The 23,750-nt window shown below is 66.6% G+C and carries 23 protein-coding genes, 1 tRNA gene and 1 pseudogene; 15 read left to right on the top strand and 10 right to left on the bottom strand.

Annotated elements, in window-relative coordinates; translation table 11 throughout:
- Positions 1-917: 917 nt before the first annotated feature.
- Complete coding sequence (locus ACLBX9_RS08525; protein ID WP_447718629.1) at positions 918-1,139, bottom strand: hypothetical protein; 222 nt, start codon at positions 1,137-1,139, stop codon at positions 918-920.
- A gap of 577 nt (positions 1,140-1,716) precedes the next feature.
- Between ACLBX9_RS08525 and ACLBX9_RS08520 the strand changes: the two genes are divergently transcribed.
- A complete protein-coding gene (locus ACLBX9_RS08520) occupies positions 1,717-2,166 on the top strand; it encodes a hypothetical protein (RefSeq protein ID WP_447718628.1) in 450 nt (149 codons plus the stop codon).
- Between the two features lie 1,090 nt (positions 2,167-3,256).
- On the opposite strand, the gene ACLBX9_RS08515 is transcribed toward ACLBX9_RS08520, so the two are convergent.
- The 3 genes from ACLBX9_RS08515 to ACLBX9_RS08505 all read right to left on the bottom strand — a co-directional run bounded on the left by ACLBX9_RS08515 (position 3,257) and on the right by ACLBX9_RS08505 (position 5,383).
- Positions 3,257-4,060, bottom strand: coding sequence for a lytic transglycosylase domain-containing protein (locus ACLBX9_RS08515; protein WP_447718627.1), 804 nt, complete (start codon positions 4,058-4,060; stop codon positions 3,257-3,259).
- Positions 4,061-4,267: 207 nt separating this feature from the next.
- Entirely contained in the window at positions 4,268-5,038 is a 771-nt protein-coding gene (locus ACLBX9_RS08510; RefSeq protein WP_447718626.1) for a hypothetical protein, read from the bottom strand.
- Between the two features lie 126 nt (positions 5,039-5,164).
- Positions 5,165-5,383 (bottom strand): ribbon-helix-helix protein, CopG family, encoded by a 219-nt coding sequence (locus tag ACLBX9_RS08505; RefSeq protein ID WP_447718625.1) that lies wholly within the window; start codon positions 5,381-5,383, stop codon positions 5,165-5,167.
- Positions 5,384-5,655: 272 nt separating this feature from the next.
- Here ACLBX9_RS08505 and ACLBX9_RS08500 point away from each other — a divergent pair, with 272 nt between their 5' ends.
- The 3 genes from ACLBX9_RS08500 (at position 5,656) to ACLBX9_RS08490 (ending at position 6,835) form a co-directional block, all read left to right on the top strand.
- Positions 5,656-5,895 (top strand): hypothetical protein, encoded by a 240-nt coding sequence (locus ACLBX9_RS08500; protein WP_447718624.1) that lies wholly within the window; start codon positions 5,656-5,658, stop codon positions 5,893-5,895.
- 327 nt (positions 5,896-6,222) lie between these two features.
- On the top strand, positions 6,223-6,468 hold the full coding sequence (locus tag ACLBX9_RS08495; protein WP_010684133.1) for a hypothetical protein: 246 nt from the start codon (positions 6,223-6,225) through the stop codon (positions 6,466-6,468).
- 124 nt (positions 6,469-6,592) lie between these two features.
- Positions 6,593-6,835, top strand: coding sequence for a hypothetical protein (locus tag ACLBX9_RS08490; protein WP_447718623.1), 243 nt, complete (start codon positions 6,593-6,595; stop codon positions 6,833-6,835).
- A 445-nt stretch (positions 6,836-7,280) separates the two neighbouring features.
- On the opposite strand, the gene ACLBX9_RS08485 is transcribed toward ACLBX9_RS08490, so the two are convergent.
- The 3 genes from ACLBX9_RS08485 to ACLBX9_RS08475 all read right to left on the bottom strand — a co-directional run bounded on the left by ACLBX9_RS08485 (position 7,281) and on the right by ACLBX9_RS08475 (position 9,169).
- Complete coding sequence (locus ACLBX9_RS08485) at positions 7,281-8,009, bottom strand: AAA family ATPase (protein WP_010684135.1); 729 nt, start codon at positions 8,007-8,009, stop codon at positions 7,281-7,283.
- Complete coding sequence (locus ACLBX9_RS08480; RefSeq protein WP_051072191.1) at positions 7,907-8,401, bottom strand: AAA family ATPase; 495 nt, start codon at positions 8,399-8,401, stop codon at positions 7,907-7,909. The genes ACLBX9_RS08485 and ACLBX9_RS08480 overlap by 103 nt, the downstream gene beginning before the upstream one ends.
- Before the next feature lie 183 nt (positions 8,402-8,584).
- On the bottom strand, positions 8,585-9,169 hold the full coding sequence (locus tag ACLBX9_RS08475; RefSeq protein WP_447718622.1) for a hypothetical protein: 585 nt from the start codon (positions 9,167-9,169) through the stop codon (positions 8,585-8,587).
- 99 nt (positions 9,170-9,268) lie between these two features.
- On the opposite strand from ACLBX9_RS08475, the gene ACLBX9_RS08470 reads away from it, so the two are divergent.
- Together ACLBX9_RS08470 and ACLBX9_RS08465 are read left to right on the top strand one after the other, a co-directional pair.
- Positions 9,269-9,676 (top strand): tyrosine-type recombinase/integrase, encoded by a 408-nt coding sequence (locus tag ACLBX9_RS08470; RefSeq protein WP_447718621.1) that lies wholly within the window; start codon positions 9,269-9,271, stop codon positions 9,674-9,676.
- Between the two features lie 70 nt (positions 9,677-9,746).
- Positions 9,747-9,836, top strand: a tRNA-Ser gene (locus ACLBX9_RS08465).
- 26 nt (positions 9,837-9,862) lie between these two features.
- Here ACLBX9_RS08465 and ACLBX9_RS08460 read toward each other — a convergent pair.
- A complete protein-coding gene (locus ACLBX9_RS08460; protein WP_447718620.1) occupies positions 9,863-10,423 on the bottom strand; it encodes an AraC-like ligand-binding domain-containing protein in 561 nt (186 codons plus the stop codon).
- 95 nt (positions 10,424-10,518) lie between these two features.
- Between ACLBX9_RS08460 and ACLBX9_RS08455 the strand changes: the two genes are divergently transcribed.
- Positions 10,519-10,776 (top strand): hypothetical protein, encoded by a 258-nt coding sequence (locus tag ACLBX9_RS08455; RefSeq protein WP_447718619.1) that lies wholly within the window; start codon positions 10,519-10,521, stop codon positions 10,774-10,776.
- A 748-nt stretch (positions 10,777-11,524) separates the two neighbouring features.
- On the opposite strand, the gene rhaI is transcribed toward ACLBX9_RS08455, so the two are convergent.
- The gene (gene rhaI / locus ACLBX9_RS08450) at positions 11,525-12,817 is read right to left on the bottom strand and encodes an L-rhamnose catabolism isomerase (RefSeq protein WP_447718618.1); all 1,293 of its coding nucleotides are present in this window, start codon (positions 12,815-12,817) and stop codon (positions 11,525-11,527) included.
- A gap of 19 nt (positions 12,818-12,836) precedes the next feature.
- Entirely contained in the window at positions 12,837-14,936 is a 2,100-nt protein-coding gene (locus tag ACLBX9_RS08445; RefSeq protein ID WP_447718617.1) for a bifunctional rhamnulose-1-phosphate aldolase/short-chain dehydrogenase, read from the bottom strand.
- A 209-nt stretch (positions 14,937-15,145) separates the two neighbouring features.
- Between ACLBX9_RS08445 and ACLBX9_RS08440 the strand changes: the two genes are divergently transcribed.
- From ACLBX9_RS08440 to ACLBX9_RS08405, 8 genes and pseudogenes are all read left to right on the top strand, one after another.
- The gene (locus ACLBX9_RS08440) at positions 15,146-15,967 is read left to right on the top strand and encodes a DeoR/GlpR family DNA-binding transcription regulator (protein WP_447718616.1); all 822 of its coding nucleotides are present in this window, start codon (positions 15,146-15,148) and stop codon (positions 15,965-15,967) included.
- A 58-nt stretch (positions 15,968-16,025) separates the two neighbouring features.
- Positions 16,026-17,018: a rhamnose ABC transporter substrate-binding protein gene (rhaS, locus tag ACLBX9_RS08435; RefSeq protein ID WP_447718615.1), complete on the top strand. Its 993-nt coding sequence runs from the start codon at positions 16,026-16,028 to the stop codon at positions 17,016-17,018.
- Positions 17,019-17,276: 258 nt separating this feature from the next.
- Positions 17,277-18,839, top strand: a complete 1,563-nt coding sequence (locus ACLBX9_RS08430) for a sugar ABC transporter ATP-binding protein (RefSeq protein WP_447718614.1) — start codon at positions 17,277-17,279, stop codon at positions 18,837-18,839.
- 140 nt (positions 18,840-18,979) lie between these two features.
- On the top strand, positions 18,980-19,963 hold the full coding sequence (locus ACLBX9_RS08425; RefSeq protein ID WP_447718659.1) for an ABC transporter permease: 984 nt from the start codon (positions 18,980-18,982) through the stop codon (positions 19,961-19,963).
- Between the two features lie 4 nt (positions 19,964-19,967).
- On the top strand, positions 19,968-20,975 hold the full coding sequence (locus ACLBX9_RS08420) for an ABC transporter permease (RefSeq protein ID WP_447718613.1): 1,008 nt from the start codon (positions 19,968-19,970) through the stop codon (positions 20,973-20,975).
- Entirely contained in the window at positions 20,972-21,313 is a 342-nt protein-coding gene (locus ACLBX9_RS08415; RefSeq protein ID WP_447718612.1) for an L-rhamnose mutarotase, read from the top strand. Before ACLBX9_RS08420 ends, ACLBX9_RS08415 begins: the two co-directional genes overlap by 4 nt.
- Before the next feature lie 20 nt (positions 21,314-21,333).
- Positions 21,334-22,716 (top strand): FGGY-family carbohydrate kinase, encoded by a 1,383-nt coding sequence (locus ACLBX9_RS08410; protein WP_447718611.1) that lies wholly within the window; start codon positions 21,334-21,336, stop codon positions 22,714-22,716.
- Between the two features lie 264 nt (positions 22,717-22,980).
- Positions 22,981-23,750 (top strand): annotated as a pseudogene (locus ACLBX9_RS08405) (IS3 family transposase); the annotation flags it as partial.

The raw sequence follows: 23,750 nt of genomic DNA, 5'->3' as shown, positions 1-23,750 counted from the left end.
TCGCCTAGGCATTTTCGGGTCCTCTCCTCGTTCTCATCACATCCCATCCTGGCCGGTGCTACCGAATTTGGTAGCAAAAGCGGCAGCCGGTGGACGCTTTCTGTTCCGGTGTGGAAGCTCCCGCACCGGATGCGTGAGGGGCGTTCAGAAGGGCGGCTAATCCGCCGCGGCGACACCTCTACGTACTTTACTTAGGTTGGTCCGGTCGGCGTCGGCTGCCGCCCCGCTGACCTTTCATGCCTGCCCCCGGCCTTTCTCTCCGACCTGACGGGCCGAGGGCGGGTGTGGATGCACCAAGGCTGAATTGAACCCTTCTTTGAATACTGAATTGCGTGTGCGTCGGCTCAGGTCGACCTCCACGCCCGCTACCTGATGTGCCCCTCCAGCCATCTGACGGCGGGCGTGGATGTATTGGCTGACCTGCCGTATACGTTAGTGACTTGCCGCATTGGGTTGTGATACGGCGTCGTCGTCGGCAAATCGGTCCGACCTCCACGCTCGCCCCAATGTGTGTCCCCTCAAAACCCATCTGGGCGGGCGTGGAGCACAATTCTTGCTCCGCTGTCGGCGTCGAGCCTCCTCTCGGCCGCCACGCTCGCCCTCGAATACCGTCCCCAGGTCCATGAGGGCGGGCGTGGATGCTTCGGGATGGTGAGGCCCTCCAGGCGCAAATCAGGGTCTAAGCCGCTGATTTAACTAGCTTTAGGGTCGAGTGCCTTCACGGCCGACTCACACGAGGTACGCCGCTCGCCGTGACCGGTAGGCGGAACAGCCCGGAGGCCGCAAACCGCTGGTCAGAGCGCCGCAGCAGCGCCGTGGCCCTCCGCAGTCGCGGTGGGCGAGCCAAGCCAGGAGCAGCCTGCGCCCGAGCCCAGCGAAGCCTACGACGTGGCCAGCGAGAGCACCGATGCCGAGCATCATCGCGGGCCCCCATCCTTGATCGGCGTGATGGCCTCGAAGTTCGCCTCCAGCCGCTTGCCGATCTGGCTGAGCATGCAGCCGATCACGTAGATGCAGTCGCGGTGCACGATGTCGTCGTGTGTGCTCAGGGTCGTCAGCACGTTGGCCAGACGATCCGGGTGCATGATGTCTTCCTCCAGGGCGAGGATCTGGCCCCATTCGATGGGGGCGACACTCATCGTGTGCCCTCCCGCAGCGGCCGGGACAGCTCGAAGCAGCGCTCCCAGTCGCCTTTGACCTTCATGGCGGCATCAACGAGGGCGACGCCGACGACGTACAGAGCGCCGGCCTCGACGGGGCAATCGGAGCTTACAAAACTCACCGCTTCGTGGCTTAACACTCTTGGGGCTGGAGCAATCGCAGTCGGATTTTTTACGCCGTTCTCCAGACTCGCCGATGCAGGTGCCTGTGCCGAATCCGGTTGGGCTTTGATCTTGTCGAGTGTTGCTTATCTGTTTTTAGGAGCAGCGCTAGACATCGTCGGTCGTGTCATTATTGATTTCAGGTTCGATTATGGCGCCTCTTGAAATTTACGTTTTGTACGTGTTGCCCGTGGGCGGGTTCTTAGCTTGCGCGGTGTTCATTATATACGTGCTCATTGGGAAACGCCGCGCGAAAGCGAAGATGCTCAATCAGATCATTGGCGGCGATAGAACATTCCCGCACATGGCGATCGACAACACCAAAAAGGGTGCTGCTTAAGCTGTGACACGCTCCCTGCTTGGTTGGACGCGCTACGATAGCTATCCTGCCGCGATGCGCTACGCCATCGCCGCCGTGATCCTCGCCGTCGCCACCGCAGCGAACGCACAGGCGCTGCCTCCGCCGGTGCAGGCCGCAATGGCCGAGGCCAAATCCTCCTGTCAGCCTGATCGCACCAAGGTCGGGCCCGGCTTCGTCCAGCGTCAGGACATCAACGGCGACGGTGTGCCCGACTTCGTGCTGAGCTACGAAGCTGTGGCATGTGCTGACGGTGGCCGACTGAACTGCGGCTCCGCCGGGTGCCTCACGCAGGTCTTCGCCTCGACGCCCTCAGGTTACGTCAAGGTGCTGGACGAGAACGTGCAGGAGGTCCGCTTCCGCCGCGTCAAAGGCCGTCCCGCGATGCTGCTCGGCCTCCACGGCAGCTCGTGCGGCAAAGTGGGCGCTGAAGCCTGTGGCGCCACGCTCTACTGGAACGGAGCGAAGTTCAGCCCCGCCCACTAGCTCAAGCTTGCCCACTGTTGCTCGCCATCGCGAAGGCCTGTGCCTCGACACCGCTATCCCGGCGGCTATCCTGTCGCCATGCGCACAGCCCTCGCCGCCGAGAAGCGCACACTGTCTGACGTGGGGCCACCATGAGAACCACGCTGATCGGATGGCTCACTGTGGCGATCACCGTCAGTGTGAGCACCGCAGCTGTCGCGCAACGGAGGCGGATCCACAGGGCGGCTCCTCGTGCAACAATCGAAGCACCGCGGCCCGGTCTCCTGCAACTGCCAAACACGAGGCTGCGCCCTCAGGACGACGGCATCATTCACTGGAACACGCCGAATAAGAGCGGCAATCTCGGCGGTCCAGGAGCGGGCGGAAGCAGTGGCGGAGGCTGAGCTATTCCGCCTTCGCTATCGCTGCCCGGGGCTCTGTACGATGTTGCGGAAGAGGTTGTCGGGTAGTCGCGACGTCAACCGCGCGGCTGGGGCGTCATCCGAATAGGGGTAGTGCTCCGGAGCACACCGCGAGATGGTGTCTGGGGATTAACTATATCTCGCACCGTCGTCGCCGTTGAGACTTTGAGGCGTAGGTGCTGGAGGGTCTCCACCATGTTGACTCGCACCGTCATCAGCGTCGCCGCCCCAATATTCCTCATCGCCTCGTGGGCCGCTCCATCTCTGGCTCAGCCCGGCGCCAATGGTGCCCCAAAGCTTCTCATCCACGGAAACTACTGCGGCCCGGGCAACAACGCGCCGCTACCACCGATCGACGCCCTCGATGCCGCCTGCGCTCGGCACGACGCCTGCACGCCGGACGTCGGCCTACCCTCAAAGGCCTGTAACCTTCGGCTGGAGCGAGAGGCGGAGGCAGTCGCTCGGGATCCGCGTCAGCCGGATGATATCCGCTCTCTGGCCGGCTTCGTAGCCTCATTCGCCGCGTCCAATGCGTCGAGCACCGCACCGTCGGTGATCCCCGCTAGGTTAGGTCGCTGAGGGGCTGGGGGCTCAGCCCTCACTCCGCCTTGGCCATCTGGCGCCTCTAGTTCTGGACGATGTCGCGGGAGAGGGTGCCGGAAGCGGAGGTCGCGTGCCTGCCGCTGTGATCACCAACCGTTCCGGGCGACGGGCTCAGCGATGGCGATCATGTCACCACCTTGCCGCCAATCATCGGCGGAACGACCCGTGATTTTGGCGACATAGGCTCTGGTTTCCTGCGGCAACGATGAGCGCCCAGCGAGCCAGTTTCTCACGCGCTGCGGGCCCGCGTTGTAGGCCGCCGCTGCCAGGCCTAGGCTGCCGAATGCCGCGCGCTGCTCGCGCGGGAATTCCGCCGCTTTTGGTATGGCCTCGAACGGGTCAAAGGGATCGACCAAGCCCCGCTCGGCTGCGGTTGCCGGCATGAACTGCGCGACGCCCTGAGCGCCGGCACGGCTGACGGCACGGTGATCAAGCCCGCTCTCCTGCTGGAGGAGACGCAGGAAGAAGTCGACCGGCAAGCCGCTGGCCTCCGCTGTGTGCTCAATGAACTGCCGCAAGCGCTGCTTGTCGCCGTAGAAGGCGTTGAGCCACGTGTCCTGAAGGGTCCCGGCAAATTGGGGGATCGCGGCCGCCGCGTTCACAGTCGTCAGGTTCGTCCGGACGAAATTGGCTATGGCACCATCAGCCGACATGATTGCAATCAGGCTGGGCGGCTGCGGGGTGAGGGCTGGAACGGCGGCAACCGGAGCAACTACGTCACGTTCCGGCTGCGAAGGGAGAACCGTCAGCGCGACTCCCAGGCTCGCTGCACCCATGAGGACAGCGTATCTTCTGCCTTTCAAGACGACCCAATACACGCGACTACGGACCGCGCTGCGGTCGGCCCGCGCCCAGAACTCACGTTGGCCGATCGGTGATAGATCCTGCATCCCTGCCTTGTGAGCGCTGTCCCGGTCGGTCCTGGGGATTGGTCGATCTGAAACTTGGCCGATTTAGGAACAGATCTACCACAACGGGCCTGGTCTTGATCGGTGACCGGCCCCAAACCAAGGGCTAGCCCTGTTGATTGTGGTGAAGCCTGAGGGGGCAGCCTCAGTTTCCACCCGCCGGAGCCATCGTCCGCCCGCGGCTCAGCATTACGTCCTTAAACAGGTTGCCAGCAGTCGAGGTCCGAACGTTCGTGTCGGGCCCCGGCCGCTGCACGACGACGCTGATGCTGCCGTTGTTCTCGATCTTGGGTCCGGCAACGACACCGGCACGGGCGGCGGAGCATCGAGGCGACCCTCACCCTGCTGCATCGTCTCGACCGCCTTCCTCGCCTTCTCCCGGGATGCCCAGCCGTCTCCATCAGCCTGCGCTACGTCTGGGCGCGGCATGCCGGCCGGGCGGCCTGCTGCGAGTTCGGGGACGTCGCCGATCGGAGCCCGCTCACCGCGCGCCAGGGCGCCTCGCAGCGCCGGGTTGTAGATCGACCAGTTGCGGATGCCGCCGTTCCGCAGGGGGTGGAGCGCCACGCGGGTCTGCTCCTCCAAACTGCCGGCCATGGCGTTGGGCGCCGTGATCCCGAGGCCTGGCGCGATCCGGCGCCAGTTCGAGTTCAGCATCTGGTAGTAGCCCTGGGCGGTGTAGTCCTTGGTCGCCAACGGGCTGAGTCCCTGCTGCCGGCCCACGTAGTTCATTGTGTTCTGGCCGTGGCTCTCGTACTTCATGATGAGCCCGAGCTGGTTGCGCTCATCCGCCGTCATCGGCACCGAGTCCGGGATCCCAGGGATAGAGCCGCGGCCGCCCCCCTGCCCAGGCAGCCGAGGAGTACCGCCCGAGCCGGGCTTGTAGCCGAGGCCAGGGATCGTCCCGTCCGGAAGCATCGGGACGGTGTCGCCGCCCGTGTAGCCCGGCACGCGCTGCATCAAGTATTTCCGGAACGACGCGCGGGCGGCGTTGCGCTGAGCCTCGGGGATGGGGGCCGACGACCGTAGCAAGGTTGCGTTCGTCGCGAAGGTTGAAACGGGAGATCGTGTTCATGCCGATCTCCCTCAAGCCGCACGAGCGAGGGCGGCCGCCGGGCCGGCAGGACAGGGGCCGTCGTCTGGGCTGAGACGAGCACCATGGCGGGCGAGATGCGCACGCAGGCTCTGGCGCGTGAACTCACTCATGGTCTGGCCGCGCTGGCGAGCAGTGGCCTCGACGGCTCGGGCGAGGTCGGTCTCGACCTTCAGCCGAAGCAAAGCATCTCTTCGAAGAGGGTTGGTCATGATGTCGCTACGCCTCGCTTGCTGCGTAGGCAGAACTTTGATTCGCCAAGGCTAGATCGACAAGCGCTGCGCGACGGCTATTAAGGATCCTGTAAGTGACCGCCGTTGCCCACAGTTGTGTACTGTTGTACTATGTTATATTTGCTCCCAGCCTTTTATGCCAATATGCCGCAGCTTGATTGTCGAGTTTTGCGTAGGGGGCAACCACGATTGAGCAGACGCCGCGAGTAGCGAGAGAATTTCACGTCGGTCCGCGCGGTGACCGCTATGCTTTGACCCGGGATCTGAAAACCGGTCAGCCCTACGTGCTGCATCGGCCGTGCGAGAGTGATCCGGAGGTTCAGCTCGACCTCGGATCGTTCCTCGTGCTGTTCCAAGGCCAAGAACGGGACGACCTGCTGCAGCTGATCGGGTCGCTGCTGCCAGACGATGAGCAGGCGGGGCAGGATGGCACCAATGTCGTCCGGTCGCCGGGGTTCATGTCGCGCTGGATGCCGGGGCGGCAGGGCTGAACGCTTATCTTCCGAACAATGCCACGGCCACCCCAACGAGCGTTCCGCCCGCGATTGGTGCGAACAGCGCCAAGATCGATACGAGGATGATGAGGATCACGGCGGCGTCCTCGCCCCGCTTCGAGTCTCGCGACGGTCGCCGCGACGGCTCCCACGGCGGCGGAACGGATCGCTGATCGGGTGGGACGAACATCGGCACCCATCAATGTGCGAGCCATGAACTTCGAGAGAGGCTAGGCGCGAACAGGTGACGCGTCACCGCGACGATCACCCGCTGCCCGATTGCCTCCTGCTGCGTTGTCTCTCCCGAACCGCAGGAGGAGCCACATGGCCTACGTGACGATCGAGAAGGACGGCGAGCCCTGGATGTTCTGCCACTCGACCCATGAGGGCGAAGTGGAGAAGCAGATCCGAGCCGCGAGCCTGGAAGCGCCTACCGCGACCTTCACATCGCGGCCTTCGACGCCGGTTGAAAGTCAGCACTGCGCGGATGCGATGGATGCGCAGAGCGGGGTGGTCGAAGATCCGTTCAAGTTCTTCGCCGTGCCGGTTGTCGAGGATCCAGCCACCTGACCGGTCTGTCGTGCGGGCATGTCAGTTCAGGATAAGCCTTTTGCCCTCTCCCTAATTTGGAGGAAGAAACCCACAGCCCTTAGCAATAGAAGGCGCTCAGGTGTCCCGGCAGAGGCGCTTTCCGATGAGGCTCGATCTTGATCTCCCCAGTGTCTGGATCGTTGACCCAGAGGATGTGGCACAGCGCATCGGCGTGAGTGCGACGACGCTGAAGCGCTCTGTGATTGAGGGAAACGCCAGGGTTCTTATCGTCCCCGGAAGCTGGGTGGATGCGGGCAGCGCGCGCGTCACAGTTCATCACTACGATGGCGGGTGGCAGGGCACGTTCGATCAGAGCGGGCAGCTCGTGACCGAGCACGTTTGGTAGAAGACGGTCTCAGAGGTGATCAGCGCGCAACTCTCCCAAGGCTCGTCTGAAGTCCCGCACGCAACGCTCTGTGCGGGTCTCCGCAGCCTCTTTGCTATCGAACGCCTTCCCTCCACGAACCGATTGATCTGGGCCTAAGCAGACGGCTAGCCGCGGCAGTCCGGCCCTCGGCGGTTCGTAGATCACGAACGAAAACTGCGCCACACGTGCCGCGACGAACTCTCTCGTCATGGCTCCCCCTCAAACAGCCGGCGGCAAACTACGCCTGCCAGAATGAGGTGACACTCGGTTTACAACATAGGTTGGAACGCAGCCATGCGGTGCCGGTGACGCCGACGCGACCACATAGGCGTCATCGCATCACCTTGGCTGAGATGGTGGAGGGACACGGGGGACAAAGGGGACAATGTCCCCCCACGTCCCCGGTGTCCCCCGTGGCAAGCTCTCAGTCATGTCCGCCCTCCACAACTAGCCAGACGTGGGGCGCCGCTTCGATGTCGCGCGTCGCGATGAGGCCATTCTCGACGCCCTGCAGCAGGGCGCGTTTGAAAGCCTTCTTCTTGGCCTCCGCACGCTGAGTGTCGGTCTCCCCATCGGCCGGATAGGCGGCGTAGAATTCCTGCCGCACGTCATCCTGCCGAGCCGCCATGACCTCAGGTCCGGCGCCGCCGAACGGCCTGACACGCTTCCCGGAACCCGCCAATGCGTTGTTGATGGCGTCGCGTAGCGTCTTCAGCGACTTGGTCCAGGGATCTTTGCCCGTCACCGCGGTCACCATGGGCTTGCGGTCGGTCTGCCAGGTTACGACGCAGGTCGTGACAGGATCGCCGAACCGATCCTCGCCGATCTCGATGACGTCCAGGCTGTAGGGCGTCTCCACGCCCGTCCTGGCCCCGCGCACCTTCCGCACGGCCATCCGCATGTTGCTGATGTTCCCGGCTTCGTCCCGGGTCGCCAGGGCGGCCAGCACCGTATCCGCCGCCGCCTCTTTCGCGCTTGATCCGCGCGTCCCTGTCTCGACCGCCTTCCCAAAGTGGTCGACACCGAGCACGAAGGCGCCGGTGTGGTGGCTCAACCGCGCCAGCGCACCCATGACCTTCTGCGTCTCTGCAGCGCTATTCTCGTCGTCGAACCCGGCCCCAGCCGCCACCGTGTCGACGATGATGAGCGCCAACGGCAGGTCGTAGCGCTCGCGCAGTTCGCGCCCGCCCCATCGGCCGTCAGGACAAGCGTGTCGGCGGCATCGCGGTCGACGAGGCGCGGGCACTCCTCGATCCATGCGAACGGCATGTCATTAGGATCGACGGGGCGCTCGCCGGCGGCTGCCTGCATTATGGCCGTACCGGCCGCCTTCCCCTCGACGAGGCCCTTGAGCCGGATCGGGATCTCGAAGGCTCCTTCGTGCGCGATGAAAAGAACGCCGCCGCGGCGCATCACCTTGCGCCCTGCGAATGGCTCGCCGGTCATAACGCAGCCTGACAGGTCCAGAGCTATGAAGGTCTTCGCCGAGCCCCACGGCCCGGACAGCAGCCCCTTGCCGACCTCGGCGATGAGGTTGTGAACCAACCATGGGCGATCCGGGTCCGTGCTGGCGTCACGGTGCCATCGCAGCGCGATCGGCTTCGGCCCCTTCCCCTCCTGGTGCTGGGCGCTTCCATCCTTACCCTGTTGCTGCGGGCCATCAGACGAAGCGTCCGCGCTGCCACGCCACCCGATGTCCTCCGGCCGGACGCCCAGGCCTTCGCACAGCTACATGGCCGCCGCCGCTAGGTCCGTGGCCGGTAGGTAGTCTCGGACGATGTCTATGAGCGGACGGGCACCGTCGCGAGCATCGCCCATGTCCCCACATCCGAAATCTTGGATCCCATCCGGGTGCAGGGACAGATCCTCTTCGTACCCCTCGCCCAAGTCGCGCTGATCGACCCTGTAGGCGCCGGTCCCTGATTGATAGCGGACGCTCGGGAACACGCTCGTCATCCACGCGTCCAGGTTCGCCAGCGCCCGGTCGTTGACGGTGCGCCAGAAGTCCGAGCCGTCGCGCGGGCCACGCTCGCGCGCGCTCGCTGAGGCGCGTTCGCTCGTGGATTGCCTGGGCGGCTCCTGCGCGCGCTTCTCCGCCTTCTTTCGCTCTTGCTCTCGGGCGAGGCCGGCAGCCGCCTTCTGAGTCGCCCGGATCTGGTCCGCCCGCTCCTGCAGGTAGGCAATCAGGCGTGGTGCCTCTCGGATCTCGGTCGGCGTGCCGGGCACATGCCGGCCGGTGACCGTCAGGTAGCGGCCGCCGGTGTCCTGTGCGGCCTGCGTCGCGGGGAGATTGTTGCCCTTCGCTGGCGGCACGTCGATCTGGAGTGAGGCCAGCTGACGATCGCCGAGAGCGCGGAGCAAACGAAGGCCGGCGTCCGATACAAGCCGCCGAAGTCGGGCAAGGGGCGGCTGGTGACGCTGCCCGCGATGCTGGCTGAGAGCCTTCGGCTGCACCGAGTCGAGCAGGCTCAAGATCTGCCTAGGCCCGGCGTCTGGCAAGGGGAGGGGACGTTCGTCTACACGCGCGAGGACGGCGAGCCGATCCAGCCTCGGACGCTGACCCAAGCCTGGCGCAAAATCGCGGCATCAAGAGACCTGCCGAAGATCCGGCTGCACGATCTCAGGCATGCCCATGCCACCCACATGCTGGCCAAGGGCGTGTACCCGAAGGTCGCCGCTGAAAGGCTCGGCCACTCCCGGGTGTCCATAACCCTGGACCTCTACAGCCACGTGTTGCCGGGGATGCAGGAAGTGGTCGTGGCTCGCGTTGACGAGGCCCTATCGCAGGCGCTAGAGAAGCGTCCGCGGAGTGTTGGGTAGCAATCCGGTAGCAAGCAGGGTTTACAACCGACCTGCAAAAGCACCGATTTTGCAACGATCCTAGTGCTTTGGAGAGGTGGCAGAGCGGTTGAATGCACCGCACTCGAAATGCGGCATGCCTGCAAGGGCATCGGGGGTTCGAATCCCCCCCTCTCCGCCAGTTACTCTTGATTTCAAACGACTTTTTTAGATCGCGGGGCGTTTGCCCCACCATTTGCTCCACCAGCAAAGCCCAGTTCGCAGGGGAAGCCGTGTGATCGACGCTTCACTCATAGCAGGCTCCTTCTGCTTGGAACCCTGGCCAACCGGAGTGGCGGTGAACAACCGGCTCGGCCCGAGCATCCGCTCCATGCGATCGCGGGGCAAGTTCACGAGCAGATGGGTGCTTTCCTCCGTCACGTATGCAGCCGGACGTTGGTCGGTCACGGTGAAATCGCCGGTGTGGCAGACTGCCTCCCGATCGTCATGCTGCAACCATGATCGACCCTGGAGATTGAAGATCACTTGAAGTTCGTCTCGCGCGTTACGTCCCCGGGCCGATGCTCTTGCCGCGACGGCACGCATGGAGCCATGGAAGATCCGTCCAATATTCAAGCTTCCATACTGGACAAAATCCAGCCGGGACTCGAACGGCCGATCGCTCAGCCTTTCAAGTTTGACGTCTGCAAGGTTCTCGCACATGACCTCACGCCAGCGCTGAAATCTGATCTGCTGGCGCAGTTCTTGGCTTGAAAAAATCGTCTGCATATCAACATTTGCTGGTAGGCAGCGCTATGGCCCCGATATGATCGCGTCCTAATTATTGTATATTGTCTACGATCGCAAGGCTGCGGAAAGGTCCTGTGCAGGTTCAGATCGACATCGAGTGCCCGTTTCGGTTATTTGTCGCACCTTATGTTGTGTCCGAAAAACGAACGTTTTCCCGACGATGGGGACGGGCGGCCGCTCAGCCGCCTGAAACAGGGCCTTTTGCGTCGGAAAAGCGTGTCGGCTTTTCCATTGCCGGGGAAACGCTGCTCTGGGACGATCCCGACATGCTCGTCGGATATGCCCGCTTCTCCGCCCGGTATCAGAACATTGACCTGCAACGCGATGCCTGAGGGCCTGTTCGAGCCTCTGAGCCGGCTGTCCTCATCTGGCTTAAGTGCAAACAAGAATCCCGCCTGCTGGGGTGGAGCGGCGCTGGCGCTCCGAGAAGATATTCGGTTGGCTCAGCCATTGGTGCGGCCTGCACCGCGAGCGCGCCGGTCGCCTCGACTTCGCAAAGGGTCGCCTCGCCTCCATCGCCAGCCTCAGGGCTGTCAACGACCTCAACAACCCAACTTGAAATAACCTGACTTGAAATGAGCCGCCTCAAACAGGCTCTAAGAACCTGGACAACCGGGTTGGGGTCGGATCACGTTGCGCCCACGCGACGCCTTTCTCCGAATTGCCTTCGATAATGGCACTTCTCGACGCTTGAGACATCCAGCTCGCGGGTCTGCTATTCGCGGATGTGCCGGCCTCGCCTCTGCGCGGGCGGCAGAAGCACTGCGCGGTTCGGCGCGGACTTGAATTCAAAACATCGATGCCGTCATTGATCTGAATGAGGATCTGGTCAGCACTGCCCGCGGCAGCGTGCGGATGATAGAAGCCTTGTACATCCGCCGAATAATTAGAACACGATAACGCTTCATCGCATCCTCGGATCGATGACTACGATTATACCGAAATTGCCGCAATCTATATCGCAGCCGACCGTGACGATGATGTCGTCGGTGTCGGCCGAGACTCCAATTCCGTGGAAGTCAAGCGGAGTGGGTGCGGATCACGACTCACGCCCCCCCTATCTCAGGCATCAATGCTTTATCAGATGATACCGCCGCCGCTTCCCCGGGCGGCCGGGCGCGTGGCCGCGACCTTGGTGCGGTAGCCGCCGTCCCGGTAGGCCGCGATGGGGTCGATGGCTCCGCCGGCATCCAGGCGAGCCCGGGCCAGGACCGGCTCGACATCCGCCCGGAAGCCTGCCTTCAGGGTCTCCGAGGCCATCAGGGCATCGTTGTCCTCTTGATAGCCGGCGAGCGCCGCCCGATCGACCAGCAGGGCTTGGGCGTAGGCGCGCCGGATCTCGTCGGCCGAGCGGATCAGGCTCTCGATCGGGTCGGTCACGTTGTGAGACTGGTCGATCATGTAGGCCGGAGCGTTGCCGCTTTCGCCGAGATCGACCAGCTCGTTGAAGATCAGGAACAGGCGGAACGGGTCGATCGAGCCGGCATCGAGATCGTCGTCGCCGTATTTCGAATCGTTGAAGTGGAACCCGCCGAGCTTGCCCGCATGGGCCAGCCGCGACACGATCATCTCGATGTTCACGTTCGGCGCGTGATGCCCGAGATCGACTAGGCAGGCCGCCTTCGGACCGAGCGCCTGGGCGGTGAGCAGGCTCGTCCCCCAATCTTGCACCACGGTGGCGTAGAAGGCCGGCTCGTACATCTTGTGCTCGGAGAACAGCCGCCACCCCTCGGGCAGCGCCGCGTAGATCTCCTGCATGGACGCGAGGTAGCGCTCGAAGGCGCGGCCCATGTGGCTCTGGCCCGGAAAATTCGCGCCGTCGCCGATCCAGACGGTCAGCGCCTTCGAGCCCAAAGCCTCGCCGAGCCGGATGCAGGCGATGTTGTGCGCCACCGCCTGCGCCCGCACCGCCGGATCGACGTGGCTGAGCGAGCCGAACTTGTAGGATAGGGGATGGTCCGGATCGCCCGGATGATCCTGGAAGGTGTTGGAGTTCATCGCGTCAAAGCGGAGGCCCAGGGCCTCCGCTTGGGCAAGCAATTCCCCGGGGGCCGCCGCGTCCCACGGGATGTGCAGCGAGACCGCCGGGGTGGCGCGGCCGAGCTGCTGGATCACCGCGCAATCGTCGAGCTTCTCGGCGATGCCGCGGGGCTCGCCCGGGCCGGGGAAGCGCGCGAAGCGCGTACCGCCGGTCCCGACGCCCCAGGACGGGATCGCCACCGTGAAGGCCGCGACCTGCGCGGTCACGGCCGCGATGTCGACGCCCCGGCGGGCGAGGCGCTGGCCGAGGGCGTCGTAATCCTCGGCCAGCGTCCGGGTGCGGGCCGCGTTGTGGGCGGCGATCAGATCGGGGTCGACCGGCAGGCTCGTCATGATGCGCGCTCCTGTCCCGTCACCGCGTGAAGGACTGGGCGTTGCCCGCGTCGACGTTGAGGATGTTGCCGGTCGACTTGGCCGAGAGGTCGGAGGCCAGGAAATACACCGCCTCGGCGATGTCCTCCGGCAAAACCGAGCGCTTCAGCAGGGAGCGCTGGCGGTAATGCTCCTCCAGGGCATCGCCCTCCAGGCGGTAGGCGGCGGCGCGCTGCTCGCGCCATTCGCCGGTCCAGATCTTGGAGCCGCGCAGCACCGCGTCCGGATTGACGACGTTGACCCGGATGCCGGCCTCCGCGCCCTCCAGGGCGAGGCAGCGGGCGAGGTGGATCTCCGCCGCCTTGGCGGTGCAGTAGGCCGAGGCGTTCGGCGAGGCGGCGAGCCCGTTCTTGGAGGCGACGAACACCACGGCCCCCCCGAGCTTCTGCTGCCGCAGCAGCCGGAAGGCCTCCCGCGACACGAGGAAATAGCCCTTGGCCAGGATGTCCATGTTCCGGTCCCACAGGGCGAGGCTCGTGGTCTCGACCGGCTCCGAGGAGGCGATGCCGGCGTTCGACACCAGGATGTCGAGGCCGCCGAATTCCAGCGCGGCGGCCGAGAAACCGGCGGCGACGGCGGCCTCGTCGGTCACGTCGAGCGTCACGCTCCGAATCGGGTCGCGGCCATGCGCCTTCACGAAGCCGGCTTCGGCCTCGGCCAGCGCCCCGGCGTCGATATCGGCCAGCAGCACGCAGGCCCCCTGGTCGATCAGCTGCGCCGCCACCGCGCGGCCGATCCCGCCGGCGCCCCCGGTCACCAGCGCGACCCGGCCGGCGAGGCTCTTGGGCTTGGGCATGCGCTGGAGCTTGGCCTCCTCCAGCAGCCAGTACTCGATGTCGAACGCCTCCTGCTCGGGCAGGCCGACATAGGCGTCGACCGTCGAGGCGCCGCGCATCACGTTGATCGCGTTGACATAGAACTCGCCGGCGATCCGCGCCGTCGCCTTGTCGCGCGCGAAGGTGATCATGCCGACGCCCGGCACGAGGTACACGACCGCGTTGGCGTCCCGCATGGCCGGGCTGTCGGGGTGGCGGTAGCGGCCGTAATACGCCGCGTAATCCGCCCGGTAGGCCGCGATCGCGTCATCGAGGGTCGCCAGGACCGATTCGGCCGTGCCGGTCGCAGGATCGAAATCGAGCACCAGAGGCCGGATCTTGGTCCGCAGGAAATGGTCCGGGCAGCTCGTGCCGAGGGCCGCGAGCTCGCGCAGCCGCTTCGAATTCACGAAGTCGAGCACCGCGGCGCTGTCGTCGAAATGGCCGACCTTGCGTTCCTCGCTGCCGATCCGGCCGCGGATTTCCGGCATCAGCTTCGCCGCGATGGCGCCCCGCTCGAGGCTCGGCAGGCTCTCGGTGGCGGCGCCGCCGAACACGGCGCGGCCCTCCGTCTCGCGGTCGAACCACGCGATCGCCGTGTTGATGATCCGCAACGTGGTTTCGTAGCAGGACCGGGCATCCGGCCCCCAGGTGAACAGCCCGTGGCTCTCCAGCACGACGCCCTTGGCGTGCGGGTTGTCGTGCGCGAAGCGCGACAGCATCAGCCCGAGTTCGAAGCCGGGCCGGCGCCAGGGCAGCCAGCCGATCTCGTCGCCGAAAATCTTTTGGGTCAGGTCCCGGCTGTTGCGCGTCGCCGCGATGGCAATCACGGCGTCGGGATGCATGTGGTCGACATGGGGATAGGGCAGGTAGGCGTGCAGCGGCGTGTCGATCGAGGCCGCGCGCGGGTTCAGCGCGAAGGTGCAATGGGGCAGGCAGCGCACCATTTCGTCCTCGTGCGTGGGGCCGCGATAGATCACTCGCAGCTGCTCCAGCTTGTCGAGGTAGAGCGTCGCGAAGCCGTCGCGCTTCATCGTGCCGACATCGCCGCCCGAGCCCTTGACCCAGAGCACCCGCGTGTCGCGGCCGGTCAGAGGATCCTGCGCGATCACCTTGGCGGAGGTGTTGCCGCCGCCGTAATTGGTGATTCGCTTGTCGGCGCCGAGCAGGTTCGAGCGGTAGAGCAGCAGGGCCGGCTCGTCGAAGCCTGCGACCGCAGCCTCGTCCCAACGGTTCTCCAGCAGGCCCTGAACGGCATGCGACATGGTCCCCTCCCGATTTTTTTATGATGAGTCCGGAAGCAACCGTCGGCGAAGCCCCCATCCGCCGGCTGCCGTCGGAACATTGGCGGCATCGATCATAATCTGTCAAGAAACTTCATAGCGTCATCCTTTTGCGACGCAAAATGAACGATTTTGCAAGAAACTGTTGATGTGCGACTGACGAGGTGATTGGATCATGACAGGAGGAAACGATGCATGAGCGCGAACGCCACCGCATCATTCTGGCTCTGCTGAAGGAGCGCGGGGTGGCGACCGTCCAGGCCATCGCGGCGGCGACCGGCGGGTCCGAGGCGACCGTGCGGCGCGACCTGACGGCGCTCGCCGCGCAGGGTCAGCTGAAGAAGCTGCGCGGCGGCGCGGAGGCGCTCCAGGCGCCCGGCCATCCCACCTTGAGCGTCGTGCCGCTGGCGACGCCCGCCGCCAATACCGGGCCGAACGTCCTGGAGAAGCGGGCCATCGCCCGGGCGGCCGTGGACCTCTGCGCCGAGGGCGATTCGATCATCATCAACGGCGGCACTACGACCTTCCAGATGGTGCACGCGCTGGATGGGCTGAAGCTTCAGGTCCTGACCAATTCCTTCTCGGTGGCCGACCATCTGCTGCGCCACTCGGCCTGCGGCGTGATGGTGCCCTCGGGCACGATCTACCGGGAGCAGAACATCATCCTGAGCCCGTTCGAGGATGACGGGACGGTGCATTTCCGGGCCCGCCGGATGTTCATGGGCGCACTGGGCCTCTCGGCCCTCGGGATCATGGAGCGGGACGCGCTGATCATCTCGTCGGAGCAGCGCCTGATGCGGCAGGCCGACGAGCTGATCCTGCTCGTGGACGCCACGAAGTTCCGGACCCAATCGTCGATGATCCTGGCGCCGCTCAACCGGGCGACCCGGATCATCACCGACAACCGTATCACCGACGCGGAGCGCCGGATGGTGGAGGAAGCGGGCGTCGACCTGATCGTGGTCGATCCGCGCCAGCCAGCGCGTCGGAAAGAGACATCCGTGACTGCGTAAACGAGCAGAATAGCTCAGCAGCCGTCAGGATGTGACTAAAACAGGGGGGAAGACCACTATGAGGGTACTGGAGACACTCGTCCTGTCCACGGCGCTCGCCGTCGGGCTGGTCGCCACCGCCGCGCAGGCGGCCGAGACCCGGATCGCCCTGGTGGCGAAGTCGCTGGGCAACCGGTTCTTCGAGGCGGCCGCCAAGGGCGCCGAGGAGGCCGCCCAGACGCTCGGCGACGTGAAGATCATCTATACCGGCCCGACCACCACCACTGCGGAGGGGCAGATCGAGGTGATCAACGCCCTGATCTCGCAGAAGGTCGACGCCATCGCGATCTCGGCCAACGACAAGGACGCCGTGGTCCCGGTGCTGAAGCGCGCGCAGCAGCGCGGCATCAAGGTGATCTCCTGGGATTCGGCGGTGGCTGCGGAAGGCCGGCTGCTCCACCTCAACCCCTCGTCCGATCCGCTGATCGGCAGCATGCTGGTCAAGCTCGCCGCCCAGGCGCTGCCGGACGGGAAGGGCAAGATCGCGATCCTCTCGGCGACCCCGACCTCGACCAACCAGAACACCTGGATCGCCGAGATGAAGACGGCGCTCCGCGACCATCCGGACATCGACCTCGTCGCCACGGTCTACGGCGACGATCTCAGCGACAAGAGCTACCGCGAGACGCAAGGCCTGCTCCGGGTCCATCCAGAGGTGACGGTGATCGTCGCGCCGACGTCGGTCGGGATCACCGCGGCCGCGCAGGCGGTCAAGGACGCCGGCAAGACCGGCCAGGTGTTCGTGACCGGGCTCGGCCTGCCCTCCGAGATGGCCGGGGCGGTGCATGCCGGGGTGACCAAGAGCTTCGCGATCTGGAACCCGATCGATCTCGGCTACGCGGCCGCCTACCTTGCCTACGATGTCGTCAAGGGTGCCAAGGCGGAGCCGGGCGCGACGCTGCCGATGGGCCGCGTCGGCACGCTGAAGGTCGAGGCCGGCAACACGGGCGCGATGGCGGAACCGGCCGTGTTCGACAGCACGAACATCGACCGCTTCGCCGACGTGTTCTGATCCGCGCCGACGGACCTCCCTCCCCCCTCTGCGGGGGAGGGAGGCCCGCGAAGCGGGTCGGGAGAGGGGAACCCGGCATCCGGAAAATACGCGGCCTTCATGAGGGTCAGCGCGCATTCCTGCGCCGTCGCTCCCCTCTCCCGACCCGGCCTGACGGCCGGCCCACCCTCCCCCGCAGAGGGGGGAGGGAGACCCGCGCTTCGCTCTGACATCCTGCCGCCCCGCGGCACCAAACCAACGATAAGGAAGCGACACGCCATGTCCGGCGCCCTGCAGATCCACCATCCGTCCGACGCCGAACCGGCCGCGCTCCCGCCGCCGCGCCTCGAACTGCGCGGCATCGTCAAGCACTTCCCCGGCGTGCGCGCCCTCGACGGCGTCGACCTCGTGCTGCGCCCCGGCCGCGTCACCGCGCTGATCGGCGAGAACGGGGCCGGCAAGTCGACCCTGGTCAAGATTCTCACCGGCATCCACCGCCCCGATGCGGGCGAGATCCGGGTCGGCGGCCAGCCGGTCAGCTTCGCCGCGCCCCAGGACGCGCAGGCCGCCCGGATCACCGCCATCCACCAGGAGACCGTGCTGTTCGACGAACTCACGGTGGCGGAGAACATCTATCTCGGCCACGCCCCGAAGACCCGGTTGGGCTTCGTGGACTGGTCGGCCATGCGAGCCCGGGCGACCGCTTTGCTCTACGGGCTCGACGCGCCGATCCGGCCCTGGACCCGGCTGCGGGACCTGTCGATCGCCCAGCGGCACCTCGTGGCCATCGCCCGCGCCCTATCGATCGACAGCGAGATCGTCATCATGGACGAGCCGACCGCGGCTCTGTCCCACAAGGAGGTGGACGACCTCGCCCGCGTGATCGAGCGCCTGAAGGGCCAGGGCAAGGCGATCCTGTTCATCAGCCACAAGTTCGAGGAGCTGTATCGGATCGCCGACGACTACACGGTGTTCCGCGACGGCCGCTCGGTCGGGGCCGGCCGCATGGCCGAGGCCACGCATGACGACCTCGTACGCCTGATGGTCGGCCGCAGCGTCGATCAGGTCTTCCCCAAGGTCCCCGCGGCCCTCGGCGAGCCGGTCCTAGAAGTGTCGGGCCTGTGCCACCCGACCGAGTTCGACGCCATCAGCTTCGCCCTGCGCCGCGGCGAGATCCTGGGGCTCTACGGCCTCGTCGGCGCCGGCCGCTCCGAGCTGTGCCAGGCCCTGTTCGGCGCCACCGCGCCCTCGGCCGGCACGATCGCGGTCGAGGGCCGCACGGTGGCGATCCGCTCCCCGGCGGACGCGGTGCGCGCCGGCATCGTCTATGTCCCGGAGGAGCGCGGGCGCCACGGCGCCGTGCTGGCGATGCCGGTCTTCGAGAACGTGACCCTGGCCTGCCTCGGCGCCGTCTCGCGGCACGGCTTCATCCGGTCGGCCGAGGAGTTCCGACTCGCCCGTCATTATGCGGAGCGCCTGGACCTGCGCGCCGCCTCGCTGGCGCAGCCTGTCGGCACCCTGTCGGGCGGCAACCAGCAGAAGGTGGTGATCGGCAAGTGGCTCGCGGCCGGGCCGAAGGTCGTCATCCTCGACGAGCCGACCAAGGGCATCGACATCGGCTCGAAGGCGGCGGTCCACGCCTTCATGAGCGAGTTGGCCGGCCAGGGGCTCGCCGTGCTGATGGTCTCGTCCGAGCTGCCGGAGATCCTCGGCATGGCCGACCGCGTGATGGTCGTGCGCGAGGGCCGGATGGCGGGCCTGTTCGCGCGCGAAAACCTCACCGCCGAGACCCTGGTGGCGGCCGCCACCGGCAACACGCAAGCCCGGAGCGACCGGCCATGAGCGCGCCCAGAGCGTTCTCCGACGAAGTGGACACCGGTTCGGCTCAAGAGAACGCATCAAAACAAGAGCTTAGAGCTGGGCCTGATGGCAACGCGATCGGGCCCGGCTCTAAGAAACCCGGTCTTGCCGACGATTTCGACCTGCGCGGCCTCGTCCTGCGCCGCGAGACGCTGCTCGCCGCCGCCCTCGCGCTGCTGCTGGCCGCGATCGCGCTCCGGTTCCCGGCCTTCGTCACCGTGTCGAGCCTCGGCGGCGTGTTCAACGACAGCGCCATCCTGATCATCATGGCGCTCGGCCAAGCCGCCGTGCTGCTGACCCGCTCGGTCGACCTGTCGGTCGCCGCTAACGTGGCGCTCACCGGCATGGCGGTGGCGCTGATCGACGCCCATCACGGCCTGCCGCTCGGACTGACCATCCTGGCGGCCCCGGTGCTGGGCCTGCTGCTCGGCGCCTTCAACGGGCTGCTCGTGTGGCGGCTCGGGATGCCGCCGATCGTGGTGACCCTCGGGACGCTGACCATCTATCGCGGCCTCGCCTTCGTCCTGTCGGGCGGCGCCTGGATCAACAGCTTCCAGTTCTCGCCGGCCTTCCTGGCGCTGCCCCGGACCGAATGGCTCGGGGTGCCGGTGCTGAGCTGGACGGCGCTCGTCGTCGTCGTGGCGGCCTCGCTCGTCCTCGGCTGCACGGCGGCGGGCCGGGGCTGGTTCGCGGTCGGCGGCAACCCGACCGCCGCAGCCTATGCCGGCATCGACCCGGGCCGCTCGCGCTTCCTCGCCTTCTGCTTCTCCGGCCTCCTGTCGGGGCTGTGCGGCTACCTGTGGGTCGCCCGCTATGCCGTCGCCTATGTCGACCTGGCCTCGGGCTTCGAGCTCGACGTGATCGCGGCCTGCGTCATCGGCGGGGTGTCGATCGCGGGCGGGATCGGCTCGGTGGCGGGCGCCGTCCTGGGCAGCCTGTTCCTCGGCACGATCAAGAACGCGCTGCCGGTGGTGAACGTCTCGCCCTTCGCCCAGATGGCGATCTCCGGGACGATCATCATCGCGGCGGCGGCCCTGAACACGCGCGCCGAGCGCCGTCGCGGCCGCATCATCCTGCGGCCGGTCGGCCCGCGAGCGGCGGAGTGAGGCCATGGCGCTGCAACAGACCACCGCCCGGGTCATCCCGGACCGCCGCCTGGGGCCGATCGGGCGCGCCGCCATCCGCTGGGAGACGCTGCTCCTGGCGCTCGCCGCCGCGATTTTTTTCGCCAACGCGCTGGCCTCGCCGTACTTCCTCGACATCTGGAACCTGTCGGACGCCACGTTCAACTTCACCGAGAAGGCGATCATCGCCCTCGCCCTCGCCTTCGTGGTGATGGCCGGGGAGATCGACCTGTCGGTGGGCGGCACAATCGCGCTCGCCTCCACCGCCATGGGCGAAGCCGCTTCCATGGGCTTCGGCACGCCGGCCCTGGTGGCGGTGGGGCTCGGCGTCGGCGGGGCCTGCGGGCTGGTCAACGGGGTGCTGATCGCCCGGCTCGGCCTGCCCTCGATCATGGCGACGATCGGCACGATGAGCCTCTACCGGGGCCTGAGCTATCTCGCGCTGGGCGACGGGGTGCTGAAGGATTACCCGGCCGCCTTCGGCTGGTTCGGCCAGGGCTATGTCTGGCAGGCCCTGTCCTTCGAGTTCGCCTGCTTCCTCGGGCTGGCAGCCTTGGCCGGGCTGGTGCTGCACCGGACCGTGTTCGGACGGGCGGTGCGGGCGATCGGCAACAACGCCTTCGCGGCGCGCTTCTCGGGCCTTCCGGTCGAGCGGATCCGGCTGATCCTGTTTTTCCTCACCGGGCTCGCGGCAGGGCTGGCCGCCGTGATGCTGACCAGCCGGCTCGGCTCGACCCGGCCGTCGATCGCGCTGGGCTGGGAGCTCGACGTGGTGACCATCGTGGTGCTGGGCGGGGTCAGCATCGAGGGCGGGTCGGGCACGATCCCCGGCGTGGTGCTCGCGGCCCTCGTACTCGGCCTCGTCACCTACGGACTCGGGCTGCTCAACGTGCCGGGCATCATCATGTCGATCGTCATCGGCGCGATGCTGATCGGCACCATCGCGCTGCCGATTCTGGCCGGCCGCGTCCTCGCCGCGCGGAGGCAATCATGATCGGCCCGTTCGACCCAGAGGCTTACGAAAAACACGCCTTCGCGATGCGGCTCCGGCCGGGCTGCGAGGCCGCCTATCGCGAACGCCACGACGCGCTCTGGCCAGAGCTGGCGGACCTGCTGCGCCGGGCCGGGGTGGCCGATTACTCGATCCATCTGGAGCCGGGAACGAACCTGCTCTTCGCCGTCCTGTGGCGGCGGCGCGACCACGGCCTGGATGCCCTGCCGGACCACCCGGTGATGCGCCGCTGGTGGGCCCACATGGCGGACCTCATGGAGACCGAGCCATCGGACGCGCCGGTGGTCCTGCCGCTGCGCACGCTGTTCCACCTGCCATGACATCCGCCCCGACGACGCCCGTGCCGCGCAGGATCGCGGTGCTCGATGTCGGCAAGACCAACGTCAAGCTGGTTCTGGTCGATGCCGCGACGCGCGACGAGATCTGGGTCCGGACGGTGCCGAACACGATCCGGCGCGACGGCCCCTATCCGCACGCCGATGTCGCGATGATCGAGGCCTTCCTGGTCGATGCCCTCGCCGACGCGACGGCCTCGATCGGGATCGACGCCGTCTCGATCACTACGCACGGCGCCACCGGCGCGCTGATCGGGCCGGACGGGCTCGTCCTGCCGGTGCTCGACTACGAGTATGACGGCCCCGACGCCCTCGACGCGGAGTATGCCCGGGTCCGTCCGGATTTCGCGGAGAGCTCTTCGCCGCGGCTGCCTGGGGGGCTGAATCTGGGGGCGCAGCTGTTCTGGCAGATGCGGTGTTTTTCCGAGGCCTTCGCCCGCGCGACCGCCTTCGTCACCTATCCGCAATACTGGGCGTGGCGCCTCACCGGTGTCGCCGCCACCGAGCCCACCTCGCTCGGCTGCCACACCGACCTTTGGGTGCCCGGAGAGCAGCGCTTCTCCAGCTTGGTAGACCGGATGGGCTGGGGCCGCCTGATGGCGCCGGTGCGCTCCGCCTTCGACGTGCTCGGCAGCGTGCACCCCGACATCGCCGACCGGGTCGGCCTCGGCCGCGCGGTGCCAGTCGCCTGCGGTCTACACGATTCCAACGCATCCCTGCTGCCCTACATCCATGGGAGCGCGGAGCCGCGCACGATCCTGTCGACTGGGACTTGGATCATCGCCTTCGCGGTCGGCGGCGCGCTCGACCGGCTCGATGCCGGGCGCGACATGCTGGCGAATGTCGATGCCTACGGCCGGCCCGTGCCGGCGGCGCGCTTCATGGGCGGCCGGGAATTCGACCACCTGACCGGTGGCCCGGCGGTCGAGCCGGATCCGGACACGCTTGCCTCGGTCCTGGCGCGCAGGGTCAAGGCGCTTCCAGGCTTCGCCGGCGGCAGCGGGCCATTTCCGGCGGTGGTCGGCGCGTGGTCGCATGACCCGGACGGCCTGACGCCCGCCGAGCGCACGGCCGTCGCCAGCCTCTACGCCGCCTTGATGACCGCGACCTGCCTCGACTGCCTCGGCGCGGACGGACCGATCTTCGTAGAGGGTCCGTTCGCCCGCAACGGGCTCTACGGCGCGGCGCTGGCGCGGCTCACCGGCCGGGCGGTCTACCCATCCTCGCACCGGACCGGGACGAGCGGCGGTGCCGCACGGCTATTTACGACGGCCGCCACGGGCGCCGCGCAGCACTCGGAGTCGGCCGAGTACGGGCCGCCCCTAGGCGATGTTTTCGACAGCTATGCGGCGCGATGGCGGCACGAGGTAGCCCTCCGCTCGCGGTGAGCCCGATCGCCACGACCGCCGCTCCCGGAACCGGACACCGACCTCGCTGGCCACGGCTTTCAGGACAGCAATGACGGCGCCGACATCGCCCGCCACCCCGCCCGGAGCGCGCCCTTGTATACATGTCAAGTCAGACTGCCATTTGATATGGAGAGCAACCGCAAGGTCGACAAGCAGAATTTGTGCAGCATACTGGTGCAGCACGTGACCTTGCCCCCTGGTCTGCCCTCGTTCTGAAGCTAGGGTCCGTCAATGAGACGGACGATGAAGAAGAGCCGGTTCAGCGATGAGCAGATCATCGGCATCCTGAAGGAGCAGCAGGCTGGGCTGCTGGTCACTGAGATCTGCCGCCGCCACGGCATCAGCGATGCGAGGTTCTACACGTGGCGTTCGCGCTTCGGCGGCATGGAGGTCTCGGACGCGCGCCGCCTCAAGGCGCTCGACGAAGAGAACCGCAAGCTCAAGAAGCTGCTGGCCGAGGCGATGCTCGACGTAGCGACGCTGCGTGAGGCGCTGGGAGAAAACTTCTGACGCCCGGCGCACGGAGAATAGCCGTGAGCTGGGCCATCGAGGAGAAGGGCTATTCGCAGCGTCGCGCCTGCAGGCTGATCGGCCTGGAGCCGAAGACGTACCGCTACGCCTCGACCCGTGACGACGACGCGGCCGTGCGGGTACGCCTGCGCGGCCTGGCCGGCGAGCGCCGCCGGTTCGGCTACCGACGCCTGCTCATTCTGCTGCGGCGGGAGGGCCTCACGCTCAACCACAAGAAGCTCTTCCGGCTCTACCGAGAGGAACGGCTGTCGGTGCGCAAGCGCGGGGGTCGCAAGCGAGCACTGGGCACGCGAGCGCCGGCCGCGGTGCCGCAGGAGCCGAACCAGCGCTGGAGCCTCGACTTCGTCTCCGACACGCTCGACGACGGGCGCCGCTTCCGCATCCTCGTCGTGGTCGATGACTGCACGCGGGAGTGTCTGGCCCTGGTGGTCGACACGTCGCTGTCTGGACAGCGGGTCGCGCGCGAACTCGACCGGATCATC

The organism is Methylobacterium sp. A49B (assembly GCF_053346215.1).
This window is presented reverse-complemented; position numbering and strand designations above follow the sequence as displayed.